Consider the following 14,711-nt stretch of genomic DNA (forward strand, 5'->3'; position numbering starts at 1 on the left):
CCGGCTTCCGCGCCCGTTCCACCCCATCGGCTGTGCCTGGCCCCTCGCGTACTCGTGCGGGCCGCTCCGCCCCTCCGCCGGGTGGGCGCGGCGCCCGCTCCTGCCGGTCTTCCTACGCCTCCTGACGTCTGCGGACCGCCTGTGCCTCCACGGCCTCCGGTGTCCTGGGGGTCCAGGCGCCCCCGGGTCGAGGCGGGGCGCCGAAGCCGTGTCACCGTCCCCCGGTCACCCTCCCCGTCTCCCCCCTCCGTACGACCTCCCGTGGAGCCCCCATGGCCATCAGCCACGCACCGCCCGATCTGCCGGCCGCCCCGGAGAAGGACCCAGCCCCCGGCGGCCTTGCGTCACCCGGTCTGGAACCGATCGTCCCGGCGTCCGTACGCCGGGCGCGGCTGCGTTCCGTGCCCCGTTGGCTGCGGCGCACCGTGGGGCCGTTGCTGCTGCTCGCGCTCTGGCAGGTGTTCAGCGCCACGGGGGTCCTGCACCCGGATGTGCTCGCATCGCCGGGGACCATCGCCCGTGCGGGGGCCGATCTGATCGCCGACGGGACGCTGCCGGCCGCCATGGGCGTGTCGCTCCAGCGGGTGGCCGTGGGGCTGGTGCTCGGCGGGGTCGTCGGGACGGCGCTCGCGCTGGTCTCGGGGCTCTCGCGGCTCGGTGAGGACCTGGTCGACGCGACCGTACAGATGCTGCGCACCGTCCCCTGGGTGGGGCTGATCCCGTTGTTCATCATCTGGCTCGGGATCGGCGAGGCGCCGAAGGTGGCGCTCATCGCGCTCGGGGTCGCCTTCCATCTGTATCTCAATGTGTATGCGGGGATTCGGGGCGTGGACGCCCAACTCATCGAGGCCGGCGAGTCGTTGGGGCTCAACCGGTGGGGGCTCGTACGCCATGTGGTGCTGCCGGGGGCGTTGCCCGGGGCCATGACCGGGCTGCGCTACTCCCTCGCCACCGCCTGGCTGGCGCTCGTCTTCGGCGAGTCCATCAACGCCGATGCCGGGATCGGGTTCCTGATGAACCAGGCCCGGGAGTTCTTCCGGACGGACGTGATCGTCGTCTGCCTCGTCGTGTACGCCTTCCTCGGCCTCACCGCCGACGTCATCGTCCGGACCCTCGAAAGGCTGCTGCTGCAATGGCGACCGACCTTCACCGGCCAGTGACCACCCCGGCCCCCTCCCCCGCAGCGGAACCCGAAGCCGCCGTGCGGGTCGAAGGGCTCACCCGCTCCTTCGACGGCCGTGCCGTGATCGATGGTCTCGATCTGACCCTCAAGGCAGGGGAGTTCACCGCGCTTCTGGGGCGCAGCGGATGCGGCAAGTCCACCCTGCTGCGGGTGCTCGCCGGGCTCGACCGCGAGATAGCGGGCACGGTCCTGGTTCCCCGACGGCGTGCCGTGGCATTCCAGGCGCCGCGCCTGATGCCCTGGAAGCGAGTCTGGCGCAATGTCCTGCTGGGGCTGCCGGGAAAGCCCGAACGGGCCCTGGCCGAGAAGGCGTTGGCGGAGGTCGGGCTGACCGACAGGGCGGGCGCCTGGCCCAAGACACTTTCCGGCGGTGAAGCCCAACGTGCCTCTCTGGCGCGCGCGTTGGTACGGGAGCCCGATCTGCTCCTGCTCGACGAGCCGTTCGGCGCGCTGGACGCCCTGACCCGGATCAAGGCGCAGCAGCTGGTGGCGGAGCTCTGGCAGCGGCGCGGCTGCGCGGTCCTGCTGGTCACCCATGACGTGGACGAGTCCCTGTTGCTGGCGGACCGGGTGCTGGTGATGCGGGACGGCGGGATCGCGTACGACACGGCCGTCGGCCTGGACCGCCCGCGCGGGGTCGGCGCCCCCGGCTTCGCCGAACTCCGTTCGCGGCTGCTGAGCGAGCTGGGCGTCGAGGACGGCGGTCCGGACGCCGGTGCCGGCCGGCGGCAGGAAGTGGCCGTCCCCGCGCAACCGGACGCATGACCCGCCGGCGCTCCCCTTTCCCCCACCATCCACGGAGAACCACCATGAAACGCCGCACCCTGCCCGCCCTGCTCCTTCCCCTCGCTCTGCTCCTCGCCGCCTGCGGTGGCGGCGCTTCGTCCACGGGGTCGGGAGGCAGCACCGACGGCAAGGGCAGCGTCACCCTCGACGTCGGTGACCAGAAAGGTGGTTACGAAGCCATCCTGCGGGCGTCCGGAGAGCTCGACGACCTGGACTACCGCGTCAAATGGTCCACCTTCACCTCCGGCCCACCGCTGCTGGAGGCCGTGAGCGCCGGGGCCGTCGACATCGGCGGGGTGGGCAACACGCCGCCGGTCTTCGCCGCCGGGTCGGACTCGAACATCGTCGTCGTGGGGGCAAGCCACGGATCGTCGGCGGGTGAGGCCGTCGTCGTCCCGAAGGACTCGCCGCTCAAGAAGCCCGAGCAGCTCAAGGGCAGGTCCATCGCCGTGGCGCAGGGCAGTTCGGCCCACTTCCAGCTGGTCGCCTCGCTCAGGAAGGCCGGTCTCTCCCTCAAGGACGTGAAGCTCAACTACCTTCAGCCCGCTGACGCGTTGCCGCGTTCAGCCGGGGCAAGGTGGACGCCTGGGCGATCTGGGACCCGTACACCTCGCAGATCCTGCGGGCGGGGAACGCCCGGGTGCTGACGACCGGCGAAGGCGTGGTCAACGGCCTCGGTTTCCAGGTGGCTTCACCTGGCTCGCTCAAGGACAAGCAGAAGTCGCGGGCCATCGGCGATCTGCTCGTCCGGCTGGAGCGGGCGCAGAACTGGGTCTTCGAGCACCCGGAGGAGTGGGCGAAGGTGTGGGCGAAGGAGACCGGGCTCCCCTACGAGGTGGCACTGGACGCCGTGAAGCTCACCTACGGCACCCGCGTCCCCGTGGCGATCGACGCGGCCGCCATCGCCTCCGAGCAGGAGATCGCCGACACCTTCGCCGAACTCAAGCTGATTCCCCGGCGGTTCGACTTCGAGGAGTACGTCGACACCCGCTTCAACCGGAACCTCCCCGCCTCCTCCACCGCCCCCCGCTCGTACGGAAAGGCCTCGTCGTGAACGTACATCTGCACTGGTTCCTGCCCACCGGAGGTGACGGCCGGACGCTCGTGGACCGGCACGCGTACACCGACGGCGGGATCAAGCGCGACCGGATCACCCCGGTGAGCGGGGTGCGCGCACCGGACATCGAGTATCTGGCGCAAATCGCGAAGGCGGCCGAGCAGTTGGGCTTCGAGGCCGTGCTGACGCCCACCGGAACGTGGTGCGAGGACGCCTGGCTGACCACGGTGGCGCTCGCCCAGCACACCGAGCGGCTGAAGTTCCTGGTGGCCTTCCGGCCGGGGGTCATCTCGCCCGTGCTCGCCGCCCAGATGGCCGCGACCTACCAGCGGATCACCCGGGGGCGGCTGCTGCTCAACGTGGTGACCGGGGGCGATTCGACCGAACAGCGGCGGTTCGGGGACCACTTGGACCACGACCGGCGCTACGCGCGCACCGCGGAGTTCCTTTCGGTGGTACGGGGTGCGTGGAGCGGGCAGCCGTACGACTTCGACGGCGAGCACTACCAGGTGGAGGGCGGGCTGACCGCGCTGCCGCCGGACCCGCTGCCGGAGATCTTCTTCGGCGGGTCGTCGGCGGCCGCCGGCCCGGTGGCGGCCGCGCACGCCGATGTCTATCTGACCTGGGGGGAGCCGCCGGCGGCGGTGAAGGAGAAGATCGACTGGATTCGCGGGCTCGCGGAGGAGCAGGGACGCACGGTCCGGTTCGGTATCCGGCTGCACACGATCTCGCGCGACTCCTCGGCCGAGGCGTGGGCCACCGCCGACCGGCTGCTGGGGGACCTCGACGCCGACACGATCGCGGCGGCGCAGCAGGCTCTGGGGCGGAGCGAGTCGGTCGGGCAGCAGCGGATGCTGGCGCTGCACGGCGGTTCGCGGGACAAGCTGGAGATCGCGCCGAACCTCTGGGCGGGCGTCGGTCTGGTGCGCGGCGGGGCCGGGACCGCACTGGTGGGCAGCCATGCGGAGGTCGCCGACCGGATCGAGGAGTACCACGCGCTGGGCGTGGAGCACTTCGTGCTCTCGGGCTATCCGCACCTGGAGGAGGCGTACTGGTTCGGTGAGGGCGTGACGCCCGAGCTGGCGCGGCGCGGTCTGCTGTCGACCGTACCGGCGTCCCCGCGGCTGGGGGCGCCCGGCGCCGAGACCCGGGCGGCCCCGGCTCCCGGCGGGGCGCCGCTGCTGCTGGCCGGAGGGCGCTGAACCTCGCGGCCCCTGCCGGCACCGGGCGCCCCGCCCGGTGCCGGCAGGGGTCGTCCCGGGAAGATCCCGGGCGCCCCGCGAGTTAGTAGAAACGTGAACATTACTGGGGTGCGCGAGCTGGACGTGGTCGTGATCGGCGCCGGACAGGCGGGGCTGTCGGCCGCTCACCACCTGCGCCGCGTCGGACTGGAGCCGGACCGCGATTTCGTGGTGCTGGACCACGCTCCCCGGCCGGGCGGGGCGTGGCAGTTCCGCTGGCCCTCGCTGACGTACGGCAAGGTCCATGGGATGCACGCGCTGCCGGGCATGGAGCTGACCGGCGCGGATCCCGACCGTCCCTCGTCCGAGGTGATCGGCGCGTACTTCACGGCGTACGAGGAGCGCTTCGGCCTGCGCGTGCACCGGCCCGTCGAGGTCAGCGCCGTACGCGAGAGGAGCGGCGGGCGGCTGCTCGTGGAGACGTCCGAGGGTACGTACGCCCCTCGGGCGCTGATCAACGCGACCGGCACCTGGGACCGGCCGTTCTGGCCGCGCTACCCGGGCCAGGAGACGTTCCGGGGGCGGCAGCTGCACACGGCGGACTATCCGGGGCCCGAGGAGTTCGCGGGGCGGCGCGTCATCGTGGTCGGGGGCGGCGCCTCCGGTACGCAGCACCTGATGGAGATCGCCGAGTACGCCGCCGAGACCTTCTGGGTGACCCGGCGCGAACCCGTCTTCCGCGACGAGCCGTTCACCGAGGAGTGGGGGCGGGCGGCCGTGGCGATGGTGGAGGAGCGGGTCCGCCGGGGGCTGCCGCCGCAGAGCGTGGTGAGCGTGACCGGGCTGCCGGTCACCGACGCCGTGCGGCGCGCCCGTGAGCAGGGTGTGCTCGACCGGCTGCCGATGTTCGACCGGATCACCCCGGCCGGGGTGGCCTGGGACGACGGACGGACGGCGGAGGCGGACGTGATCCTCTGGGCGACCGGCTTCCGGCCCGCGGTGGACCATCTGGCACCGCTGAAACTGCGCGAGCCGGGCGGCGGCATCCGGGCGGAGAACACCCGTGCCGTACGGGACGGACGCGTCCATCTCGTCGGGTACGGCCCGTCCGCCAGCACCATCGGCGCCAACCGGGCGGGGCGCACCGCCGTGCGGTCGGTGCTGCGGCTGCTGGGGAGGACCGGCGACCGGGAGCAGGATGTGACCGGCGACGGGCGGGGCGCGGAGGAGAAGGCCGGGGCGGCCGTGTGACGGTTGCCGTCGTCAGCCCGCGGCGGCCGACCGGCGGTTGCGGTTGAACTCCTCGACGTTCTTCAGCTGTTCGTCGTAGCTGTCGGTGAACCTGGTGTCCCCGGGCGCGACCGTGACGAAGTACAGCCACGGGCCCGGCGTCGGGCTGATGGCGGCGCGCAGGGCCTCCTCCCCCGGGTTCCCGATGGGCGTCGGCGGCAGGCCCTTGCGTACGTAGCTGTTGTACGGGCTGTCCAGCTGGGTGTCGGCGGTGGAGGTGTCCAGGGTCGAACGCTTCAGGGCGTAGTTGATGGTGGAGTCCATCTGCAGCGGCATGTCCTTGAGCAGCCGGTTGTAGACGACCCGGGCGACCTTGCCCATGTCGGAGGCGGTGTCGGCCTCGGCCTGGACGATGCTGGCGATGGTGGCCGTCTCGTAGACGGTGACGTTGTTGCGCTGGGCTCCGGCGGTGATGTGGTCCGCACCGAACCGTTTGCGGGCGGTGTCCGCCATGTAGCGCAGCAGGCCGGCCGGCTCGGTCGCGGAGTCGATCGGATACGTGGCCGGGAAGAGGTACCCCTCGGGGTTGCCCTCGGCCTGGTCGGGCAGGTCCAGGTCCACCGTCGTCACGGTCTTCCGCGCGGAGCCGGGCTTCAGGCCGAGCGCCCGGTCGACGGCGGCGTACACCTGCGAGGCGCGCCAGCCCTCCGGGATCACCAGCGTGCTCTGCGGGCTCTCCTTCTTCTGCTCGTCCGGCCCGATCAGGGACAGCGGGATCAGTACGGCGGCCGACACGACGAGCAGCGCGGCGACGACCAGGACGATCTTTCCGCGGCGGGTCGGGCGGAGTCTGCGACGGGGACGGGCGTCCGGGGACTCGTTCACCATGCGGGCACGTTAACCCGGGGTGCGGCCCGGGGCCGGTAGCCCGGCTGGGAGGTCGGCTCCGGCGACACGAACGCCGTACCGCACGACCAGAACACACGAACAAGGGATCGGGTGTTCGCTGGAACGCGTGATCGTACGAGGAATCGTTGCCCGTCTCCCCCGCCGGGCGTGATGATTGCAGAGCGCAGTCAACGGGCTGCAGACCGCTACCGCGCACGTCCCACACATGCACCACGCACAAGGAGAAAGACCGGATGAACTTCCTGACCAACCTGCTGGCCGGCATCGTCCACTTCGTGGGTTGGCTCGTCTGACCATCGCTCCGCCCGGCGCCGTCGCTTCCCGTCCCACGGAAGCGGCGGCGCCGCTGCGTGTACGGAGCCGGGGCGCCGTACACAGCCTGCGTACGGCTTCAGCCCCTTGCCCCGCCCGGTCCGGCGAAGGGCGGCAGCGCGGTGAACCCGGGATCGACCGTCACGACCTCCGCGAGCGCGCCGAGTGTCCGGCGGACCCGGGTGAGCGGGTGGTCCGGGAACTCCGCGTCCCACTGGGCGTGGTCCGCCGCGTGGAAGGGCAGCCCGCCCTGGACCTCGGGGGCGTACGGATGCGGCCGGAAGTAGCTCTCGGGGCCGAGCTTGGCCAGCACCACGGCCTCCCGCATGCCCGTCATGCCGCGCTCGGCCGCCTGGATCTTCACGACGGTGCTGCAGGCGGCGCGCGGCACGGTGAAGCTGCCGATGAACGCCTGGCCGCTGGGCTGCCCCGGCAGCGGCAGTTTGAGTATCTGCCGCAGAGCGGGCAGCTCGCCGAGCCGCTTCACCGATGCCTCGATGAGCCCGCCGCCCGCTCGTGCCGTGAAGTGGGTCAGGCCGTGGCGCAGGGCCGGGCCGTCGTCCAGGGCGGCCGGCAGGTCCGGCGGCAGGTCGAAGAAGTGCAGCGACAGCACATCGCCGTGGTCGTTCAGCCAGGTGTCGGTGTCCACGGTCCGGTAGCCGGGGAGTTCGACCCCGAGGAGAGCTCTCATGCGCGGGGATCATGCCGTACGGACGGTGCGCCGGTGACGTCGGGGTCCGGCCGCACGGAGAGCGGTCAGGAGGCCGGGACCGGGGCCCGGTGGGAGTCGCGGCGGATCAGGGCGGCGTACCGGCCGTCCCGGTCGAGCAGCTCGTCGTGCGTACCGCGCTCGGCTATGCGTCCGCTGTCCAGGACGACGATCTGGTCCGCGTCGCGGACGGTGGAGAGGCGGTGCGCGATGGTGAGGGTGGTGCGGCCGGCCGAGAGCGCGTCGATCGCTTCCTGCACGGCGTGTTCCGTACGGGTGTCGAGCGCGCTGGTCGCCTCGTCGAGGATCAGGACCGGCGGGTCGCGCAGGATGGTGCGGGCGATGGCGAGGCGCTGCTTCTCGCCGCCCGAGAAGCGGTAGCCGCGCTCGCCGACGAGGGTGTCGTAGCCGTCGGGGAGGGAGGCGATGTGGTCGTGGATCTGCGCGGCGCGGGCCGCCGCCTCGATCTCCTCGTCGGTGGCCTCCGGCTTGGCGAAGCGGAGGTTGTCGGCGACGGAGGCGTGGAAGAGGTAGGTCTCCTGGGAGACCACGCCGACCGCTCTGGCCAGCGTGTCGAAGTCCAGGTCGCGGACGTCGACTCCGTCGAGCGTGACCCGGCCGCCGGTGACGTCGTAGAGCCGGGGCACGAGATAGCTGAGGGTGGACTTGCCGGAGCCGGTGGGGCCGACGACCGCCAGGGTGTTGCCCGCGGGAACGGTCACGTCGATGGAGCTGAGCGTGGGGCCGCTCTTGTCGTCGTAGGCGAAGTCGACGTTCTCGAAGGCGATCTCACCGCGGATCTTCTCCAGCCGGACGGGCTTCTCCGGCTCGGTGATGTCCACCGTGAGGTCGAGGTACTCGAAGATCCGCTGGAAGAGGGCGAGGGAGGTCTGCATCTGCACGCCGGTGGAGAGCAGGCTCACCGTGGGGCGGAACAGCCCCTGCTGGAGCGTGACGAAGGCGACGAGCGTACCGATGGAGACAGCGGTGCCGCCCGGCTGGAAGGTCAGGCCGGCCACCCAGTAGATGACGGCGGGCATGGCGGCCATGACGATGCCGATGGTGGACATCCGCCAGCGGCCCGCCATGTTGGAGCGCACCTCCAGGTCGACCAGGCGCTCGGACTCCTCGGTGAACCCCTTGGTGAGGGAGTCGGAACGGCCCATCGTGCGGCCGAGGAGGATGCCGCTGACCGAGAGGGATTCGGTCACCGTGGCGGCCATGGCGGCCATCTGCTTCTGGCGCTGGGTGGTGATCCTCTTGCGCTCCCGGCCGACGCGGCGGCTGATCGCGACGAACACCGGCAGCAGGAGCAGCGAGACGACGGTGAGGCGCCAGTCGAGCGCGAGCATGGCGACGACCGTGGCGATGACGGCGGTGAGGTTGGAGACGAGGGAGGTCGCGGTCGAGGTGACCGTCGCCTGCATACCGCCGATGTCGTTGGCGATGCGGGACTGGACCTCGCCCGTGCGGGTCCGGGTGAAGAAGGCGAGCGGCATCCGCTGGAGCTGGGTGTACACGGCGGTGCGCAGGTCGTGCATGACGCGCTGGCCGACGGTCGTCGAGATCAGGGTCTGCAGGACGCCGAAGACGCTGTTCATCACGGCGGTGAGGATCATGCCGAGCGCCAGCAGCGTCAGCAGTCCCGTGCGCCCCTGAGGGATGGCGGTGTCCAGGATCTCGCGCAGCAGGAACGGGGAGGCGACCGACACCAGGGAGGAGGCGCCGACCAGCAGTCCGACCACGGCGAGCCGGCCGCGGTAGGGGTGGAAGAGGCGGAGGATGCGGCGCACCTCGCCGGGCGGCCGGTCCGAGGCCGCGTCGGGTGGGGGCGTCCACACGGGTTCGTCGGGTTTCATGGGCTCCTTCGTGGGGCGTGCGGAACAGTCGGAGGTGTCCGAAGTTCAGAGCTTAGCTCATTGTTACCTACACTCACAATGAACGGGGTCCTGATATTGTTCCCGTATGGATGTCTCCGATTCCCCCGACGCCGACCCGGCGGATGCTGTCCCTGCCGCGGATGCCGTCCGTGCCGCGGATGCGGCAGGTGCCGACCGTGACCGTGACGCCGACGGCATGCTCGCCGAGCAGTTGCTGCGGCTGACCCGTCGGCTGCACCGCATCCAGAGCCGCCAGCTGGAGCCGATCGGTATCACCCCGGCCCAGTTCCGGCTGCTGCGGACCGTCGCGAGTTACGACGCGGCCCCCCGGATGGCGGATCTCGCCCAGCGCCTGGACGTGGTCCCGCGCGCCGTGACGACGCTGGTCGACGCCCTGGAGGCGAGCGGGCGGGTCCGCCGCGCCCCGGATCCGGACAGCCGCCGGGTCGTGCGCATCGAGATCACCGACGAGGGACGCGCCACGCTGCGCTCCCTGCGCAACGCGCGCCGGGCGGCCGCGGAGGAGATCCTGGCTCCATTGACCGCCGGCCAGCGCGAGGTGCTCGGCGGACTGCTCTCCGCTCTGGTCGACGGAATGCCGGAGCGCCGCTGCTGAGACCGGCCGCGGACCACCGACCACCGGACCGCACCGGCTGTACCGACCGCACCGCACCCACCGCACCGACCGCCGAGGGGACACCGAGATGCCGCTGCTGGAGCCCGAGCCGGAAGCCCTCCGCCCCGGTACGGCACGCGAACCCGCCCCCGACCGGGTCACCGACCGGAGTGCGACCGGCACCCCCGAGCCCCTCCGCGCCGAGCTGACCGCCCTGCTCGGCGCGGACAAGGTGCTCTGGAAGATCTCCGACCTCGTGCGGTACGCCTCCGACGCCAGCCCCTACCGCTTCCTCCCCCGGGTCGTGCTGGTCCCGGAGGACCTCGACGACATCTCCGCGATCCTGTCGTACGCCCACGGCAAAGGCCGCGAGGTCGTCTTCCGGGCCGCGGGCACCAGCCTCAACGGCCAGGCGCAGGGCGAGGACATCCTGGTCGACGTACGCCGTCACTGGACCGGGATCGAGGTGCTGGACGACGGGGCGCGGGCCCGGATCCGGCCCGGCACCACCGTCCTGCGGGCCAACACGACGCTCGCCCGGTACGGCAGGCTGCTGGGCCCCGACCCGGCGAGCGCCATCGCCTGCACGGTCGGCGGGGTCGTCGCCAACAACGCCTCGGGCATGACGGCCGGCACCACCCGCAACTCCTACCGGACGCTCGCCTCGCTGACGTTCGTCCTGCCGAGCGGCACCGTCGTCGACACCGCCGATCCCGCCGCCGACGAGGAGCTGGTCCGGGCGGAGCCGAAGCTGTGCGCGGGGCTGTTGGCGCTCAAAGCGGAGATCGAGGCGGACGAGGAGCTGACGGCCCGTATCCGCGCCAAGTACGCGATCAAGAACACCAACGGCTACCGCCTGGACGCCTTCCTCGACGGCGCGACGCCGGTGCAGATCCTGCGCGGTCTCATGGTCGGCTCCGAGGGCACGTTCGGCTTCATCTCCGAGACCGTCTTCGACACCCTGCCCCTGGACCGGCGGGTCACCAGCGCCCTGCTCTTCTTCCCCTCCCTCACCGCCGCCGCGGCCGCCGTCCCCCGGTTCAACGAGGCGGGGGCCATCGCGGTGGAGGTGATGGACGGCAACACCCTGCGCGCCTCGGTCAGCGTGAAGGGAGTTCCGGCCGACTGGGCGGCCCTGCCCCGGGAGACGGCAGCGCTGCTGGTCGAGTTCCGCGCCCCGGACGAGGCCGGGCAGGAGGCGTTCGAGGAGGCCGCAGCCGAGGTGATGCGGGGGCTCGACCTGGTGGTTCCGGCGGCGTCCGTCACCAACGCGTTCACCCGGGACGCGGGGACGATCGCCGGGTACTGGAAGGCGCGCAAGGCGTTCGTGACGGCGGTCGGCGGTTCCCGCCCCTCGGGTACGACGCTGATCACGGAGGACTTCGCGGTCCCCCCGGACCGGCTGGCCGACGCCTGCGAGGCACTGCTGGAGCTCCAGTCGCGCCACGGCTTCGACGCCGCCGTGGCCGGTCACGCGGCCCACGGCAATCTGCACTTCCTGCTCGCCTTCGACGCGGCGCTCCCCGCCGATGTCGAGCGGTACGACGCGTTCATGCAGGAGTTCTGCGCCCTCGTCGTGGACCGTTTCGACGGGTCGCTGAAGGCGGAGCACGCCACCGGCCGCAATATCGCGCCGTTCCTGGAGCGCGAGTGGGGTGAGCGGGCGACGGAGCTGATGTGGCGGACGAAGCAGGTCATCGACCCCGAGGGGGTGCTCGCACCGCGCATCGTTCTCGACCGTGATCCGCGGGCCCATCTGCGGGGGCTGAAGACCATTCCGAAAGTGGAGGCGGTCGCCGACCCGTGCATCGAGTGCGGCTTCTGCGAACCCACCTGCCCCAGCGAGGACCTGACGACCACTCCGCGCCAGCGGATCGTGCTGCGCCGCGAGATGATGCGCCAGGCGGACGGCTCCCCGGTGGAGGCCGGACTGCTCGACGCCTACGGGTACGACGCGGTGGACACCTGCGCCGGGGACTCCACCTGCAAGCTCGCCTGCCCGGTCGGCATCGACACCGGGGCGATGATGAAGGGGTTCCGGCACCGCAGGCACACCCCGCGCGAGGAGCGGATCGCCGCGCTCACCGCCAAGAACTTCCGCGTGGTGGAGGCCTCGGCGCGGCTCGCGGTGGCGGCGGGGGACGCCATCGGGAAGCGGGGCGGCGACCGGCTCCTCGCATCCGTGACGCGGCTCGCCCGCAGGGCCGTCCGCCCCGATCTCGTACCGGAATGGCTGCCCCAGCTCCCCGGTTCCGCCGCCCGGGAGCTGCCCCGCACCACGCGGGTGGGGGCGAGCGCGGTCTACTACCCGGCCTGCGTGAACCGCATCTTCGCCGGACCGGAGGCGGGACCCGGGGGCACGCCCGCCCCCTCCCTGGCCGAGGCGGTGGTGGCCGTGTCCGAGCGGGCCGGAAAGCCGGTGTGGATCCCCGGGGACGTGGCGGGGACGTGCTGCGCGACGATCTGGCACTCCAAGGGGTACGACGCGGGCAACAGGGTGATGGCCAATCGCATCGTGGAGGCGGCCTGGGGCTGGACCGCGGGCGGGACGCTGCCGCTCGTCGTGGACGCGTCCTCCTGCACGCTCGGCATCGCCGAGGAGGTGGTGCCCTACCTCAGCGAGGACAACCGGGAGCTGCACCGGGAGCTGACGGTGGTGGACTCGCTGGTGTGGGCGGCCGGGGAGCTGCTGCCGGAGCTGACAGTGTTCGAGAGGGCCGGTTCGGCGGTCCTCCACCCGACGTGCTCGATGGAACACCTGGGCGATGTCGAGCAGTTGCGCGTGCTGGCCGAGGCCTGCGCCGAGGAGGTGACCGTGCCGGACGGGGCGGGGTGCTGTGCCTTCGCGGGCGACCGGGGCATGCTGCACAAGGAGTTGACCGACGCGGCGACGGCGAAGGAGGCGGCGGAGGTCAACTCCCGTGACTACGACGCCTATCTGTCGGCCAACCGCATGTGCGAGATCGGCATGGAGCGGGCCACCGGGCATCCCTACCGTTCGGCCCTGATCGAGCTGGAGCGCGCTACCCGGCCGCCCGGCCGCTGAGCGTCCGAAGGTCCCTTCCGGCGCAGGTCAGACGCCCCAACTGGTTGAACCAGTTGGGGTTTTCGCGTGCCCTGAAGAAAAGTCCATGGTTTGAGGACGAGAGTCCAATTGGCTCCCTTGCGCACCATCAGCCTCACCGTCCAGGGTCCTTACCGAGGCCCGGTCCCCAGGTCGCTCACGCGCGTACGGGACCGGACGCGCTCGCGCACCGTCAGAACCCCCACACCCCACCTGGAGGCTCGATGAACGACGACGACGCCCGGCCCGGACAGCCCCCGCAGGACCTCCCCCCGCAGAACACCGGAGACGGCCCCGCCCGGCAGGACCCCAGCCGCCGTTCGGTGCTGTGGACCACGGCGGGCGTGGCCGGCGCCGGACTCGGCCTCGGCGCGCTGGCCCCCGGCACCGCGTCGGCCGCCGGAAGCAACGTTCCGGAAGCCGTGGCGGCCGCGGCCGCCGCCCCCGCCCGCCAGGGCCGCACGATGACCGACGTCCCCTTCGAGCGGCGCTCGACGGTCCGGGTCGGCATCGTGGGCCTCGGCAACCGGGGCGACAGCATGATCGACCTCTTCCTCGCCGTCCCGGGCGTCCGGGTCGTGGCGGTCTGCGACCCGGTCCGGGACAAGACGGAGAAGGCGGCCGCCAAGGTGACGGCCGCCGGGCAGCCCGCCCCCGCCGTCTACGCCAAGGGGGAGGACGACTACGTCAACCTCTGCCGGCGCGGGGACATCGACTTCGTCTATGTGGCCACCCCCTGGGAGCTGCACTTCCCGATGGCGAAGGCGGCGATGCTGAACGGGAAGCACGTCGGCGTGGAGTGTCCGATCGCGATGCGGCTGGAGGAGCTCTGGCAGCTCGTCGACCTCTCCGAGCGCACCCGGCGCCACTGCATGCAGCTGGAGAACTGTTGTTACGGCAAGAACGAGATGCGGGTGCTCCGGATGGCGCACGCGGGTCTCTTCGGGGACCTGCTGCACGGCGCGGGGGCGTACAACCACGATCTGCGCGAGCTGATGTTCGACCCGGACTACTACGAGGGTCCGTGGCGGCGGCTGTGGCACACCCGGCTGCGTGGCGACCTCTACCCCAACCACGGGTTCGGCCCGGTCGCCAACTACATGGACGTCAACCGGGGTGACCGTGCCGTCTCCATCACCAGCATCGGCACCCCCGCCCTCGGCCTCGCCGCGTACCGCGAGGAGCACATGCCCCCGGGCGACCCCAGCTGGAAGGAGTCGTACATCGGCGCCGACCGGACGATCAGCCTCGTGCAGACCGCCAAGGGCCGGGTGATCCGGCTGGAGCACGATGTGTCGTCGCCGCACCCGTACTCCCGGATCAACAGTCTCGGCGGGACCCGGGGGGTCTTCGAGGACTATCCGGAGCGGATCTATCTGGAGCCCACGAACACGAACCACCAGTGGGACGACTTCAAGAAGTACGCCGAGTGGGACCACTGGCTCTGGAAGGAGCACGCCAACCCGCCGGGCGGCCACGGCGGGATGGACTACATCATGGTGTTCCGGCTGATGCAGTGCATGCGGCTCGGGCTCGTCCCTGACTTCGATGTGTACGACGCGGCCACCTGGACGGCCCCGGTGCCGCTCAGCCACCTCTCCATCAAGGCCAAGGGCGTCCCGCTGCCCATACCCGACTTCACCCGGGGCGCCTGGAAGAAGGCCAGGTCCGGCATGGACTCGGAGAAGCCGGCCGCATGACGGCGGCGGGGTCCCGGGCGGCTCGGCGCGGGACCCCGCAGGGGGCTGAACGGCCGTAAAACCGGTTGCCCCGAAGGGGGCCGG

Annotated in this window: 10 protein-coding genes and 1 pseudogene; 8 read left to right on the forward strand and 3 right to left on the reverse strand. The window is 71.7% G+C overall.

The window, feature by feature from the left end; all coding sequences use genetic code 11:
- The first annotated feature begins 272 nt into the window (after positions 1-272).
- The 5 genes and pseudogenes from IE264_RS23825 (at position 273) to IE264_RS23845 (ending at position 5,458) form a co-directional block, all read left to right on the forward strand.
- Complete coding sequence (locus IE264_RS23825) at positions 273-1,160, forward strand: ABC transporter permease (protein WP_078657389.1); 888 nt, start codon at positions 273-275, stop codon at positions 1,158-1,160.
- The gene (locus tag IE264_RS23830; RefSeq protein WP_051821748.1) at positions 1,133-1,948 is read left to right on the forward strand and encodes an ABC transporter ATP-binding protein; all 816 of its coding nucleotides are present in this window, start codon (positions 1,133-1,135) and stop codon (positions 1,946-1,948) included. The genes IE264_RS23825 and IE264_RS23830 overlap by 28 nt, the downstream gene beginning before the upstream one ends.
- A gap of 44 nt (positions 1,949-1,992) precedes the next feature.
- Positions 1,993-3,023 (forward strand): annotated as a pseudogene (locus tag IE264_RS23835) (ABC transporter substrate-binding protein).
- Positions 3,020-4,228, forward strand: coding sequence for an LLM class flavin-dependent oxidoreductase (locus IE264_RS23840; RefSeq protein WP_015607116.1), 1,209 nt, complete (start codon positions 3,020-3,022; stop codon positions 4,226-4,228). Before IE264_RS23835 ends, IE264_RS23840 begins: the two are co-directional and overlap by 4 nt.
- Before the next feature lie 108 nt (positions 4,229-4,336).
- The gene (locus IE264_RS23845) at positions 4,337-5,458 is read left to right on the forward strand and encodes an NAD(P)-binding domain-containing protein (protein ID WP_190167689.1); all 1,122 of its coding nucleotides are present in this window, start codon (positions 4,337-4,339) and stop codon (positions 5,456-5,458) included.
- Positions 5,459-5,470: 12 nt separating this feature from the next.
- Here IE264_RS23845 and mltG read toward each other — a convergent pair whose 3' ends face one another.
- From mltG to IE264_RS23860, 3 genes are all read right to left on the reverse strand, one after another.
- Positions 5,471-6,325 carry an endolytic transglycosylase MltG gene (gene mltG / locus IE264_RS23850; RefSeq protein WP_032755432.1) on the reverse strand — a complete coding sequence of 285 codons (855 nt, stop codon included), beginning with the start codon at positions 6,323-6,325 and terminating at the stop codon, positions 5,471-5,473.
- 412 nt (positions 6,326-6,737) lie between these two features.
- Complete coding sequence (locus tag IE264_RS23855) at positions 6,738-7,349, reverse strand: hypothetical protein (RefSeq protein ID WP_032755431.1); 612 nt, start codon at positions 7,347-7,349, stop codon at positions 6,738-6,740.
- A gap of 65 nt (positions 7,350-7,414) precedes the next feature.
- A complete protein-coding gene (locus IE264_RS23860) occupies positions 7,415-9,226 on the reverse strand; it encodes an ABC transporter ATP-binding protein (protein WP_032755430.1) in 1,812 nt (603 codons plus the stop codon).
- 217 nt (positions 9,227-9,443) lie between these two features.
- Between IE264_RS23860 and IE264_RS23865 the strand changes: the two genes are divergently transcribed.
- From IE264_RS23865 to IE264_RS23875, 3 genes are all read left to right on the forward strand, one after another.
- Positions 9,444-9,863 (forward strand): MarR family winged helix-turn-helix transcriptional regulator, encoded by a 420-nt coding sequence (locus tag IE264_RS23865; RefSeq protein WP_032755746.1) that lies wholly within the window; start codon positions 9,444-9,446, stop codon positions 9,861-9,863.
- Positions 9,864-9,951: 88 nt separating this feature from the next.
- Complete coding sequence (locus tag IE264_RS23870) at positions 9,952-12,909, forward strand: FAD-binding and (Fe-S)-binding domain-containing protein (protein WP_032755429.1); 2,958 nt, start codon at positions 9,952-9,954, stop codon at positions 12,907-12,909.
- A 242-nt stretch (positions 12,910-13,151) separates the two neighbouring features.
- Positions 13,152-14,627 carry a Gfo/Idh/MocA family protein gene (locus IE264_RS23875; RefSeq protein WP_032755428.1) on the forward strand — a complete coding sequence of 492 codons (1,476 nt, stop codon included), beginning with the start codon at positions 13,152-13,154 and terminating at the stop codon, positions 14,625-14,627.
- Positions 14,628-14,711 lie beyond the last annotated feature (84 nt).

Source organism: Streptomyces microflavus (genome assembly GCF_014650075.1).
GTDB lineage: Bacteria > Actinomycetota > Actinomycetes > Streptomycetales > Streptomycetaceae > Streptomyces > Streptomyces microflavus.

Coding starts and splice junctions, on each gene's coding strand:
- IE264_RS23860 (WP_032755430.1), bottom strand. CDS start 9,226: ATGAAACCCGACGAACCCGTGTGGACGCCCCCACCCGACGCGGCCTCG.
- IE264_RS23865 (WP_032755746.1), top strand. CDS start 9,444: ATGCTCGCCGAGCAGTTGCTGCGGCTGACCCGTCGGCTGCACCGCATC.
- IE264_RS23825 (WP_078657389.1), top strand. CDS start 273: ATGGCCATCAGCCACGCACCGCCCGATCTGCCGGCCGCCCCGGAGAAG.
- IE264_RS23855 (WP_032755431.1), bottom strand. CDS start 7,349: ATGAGAGCTCTCCTCGGGGTCGAACTCCCCGGCTACCGGACCGTGGAC.
- IE264_RS23875 (WP_032755428.1), top strand. CDS start 13,152: ATGAACGACGACGACGCCCGGCCCGGACAGCCCCCGCAGGACCTCCCC.
- IE264_RS23830 (WP_051821748.1), top strand. CDS start 1,133: ATGGCGACCGACCTTCACCGGCCAGTGACCACCCCGGCCCCCTCCCCC.
- mltG (WP_032755432.1), bottom strand. CDS start 6,325: ATGGTGAACGAGTCCCCGGACGCCCGTCCCCGTCGCAGACTCCGCCCG.
- IE264_RS23870 (WP_032755429.1), top strand. CDS start 9,952: ATGCCGCTGCTGGAGCCCGAGCCGGAAGCCCTCCGCCCCGGTACGGCA.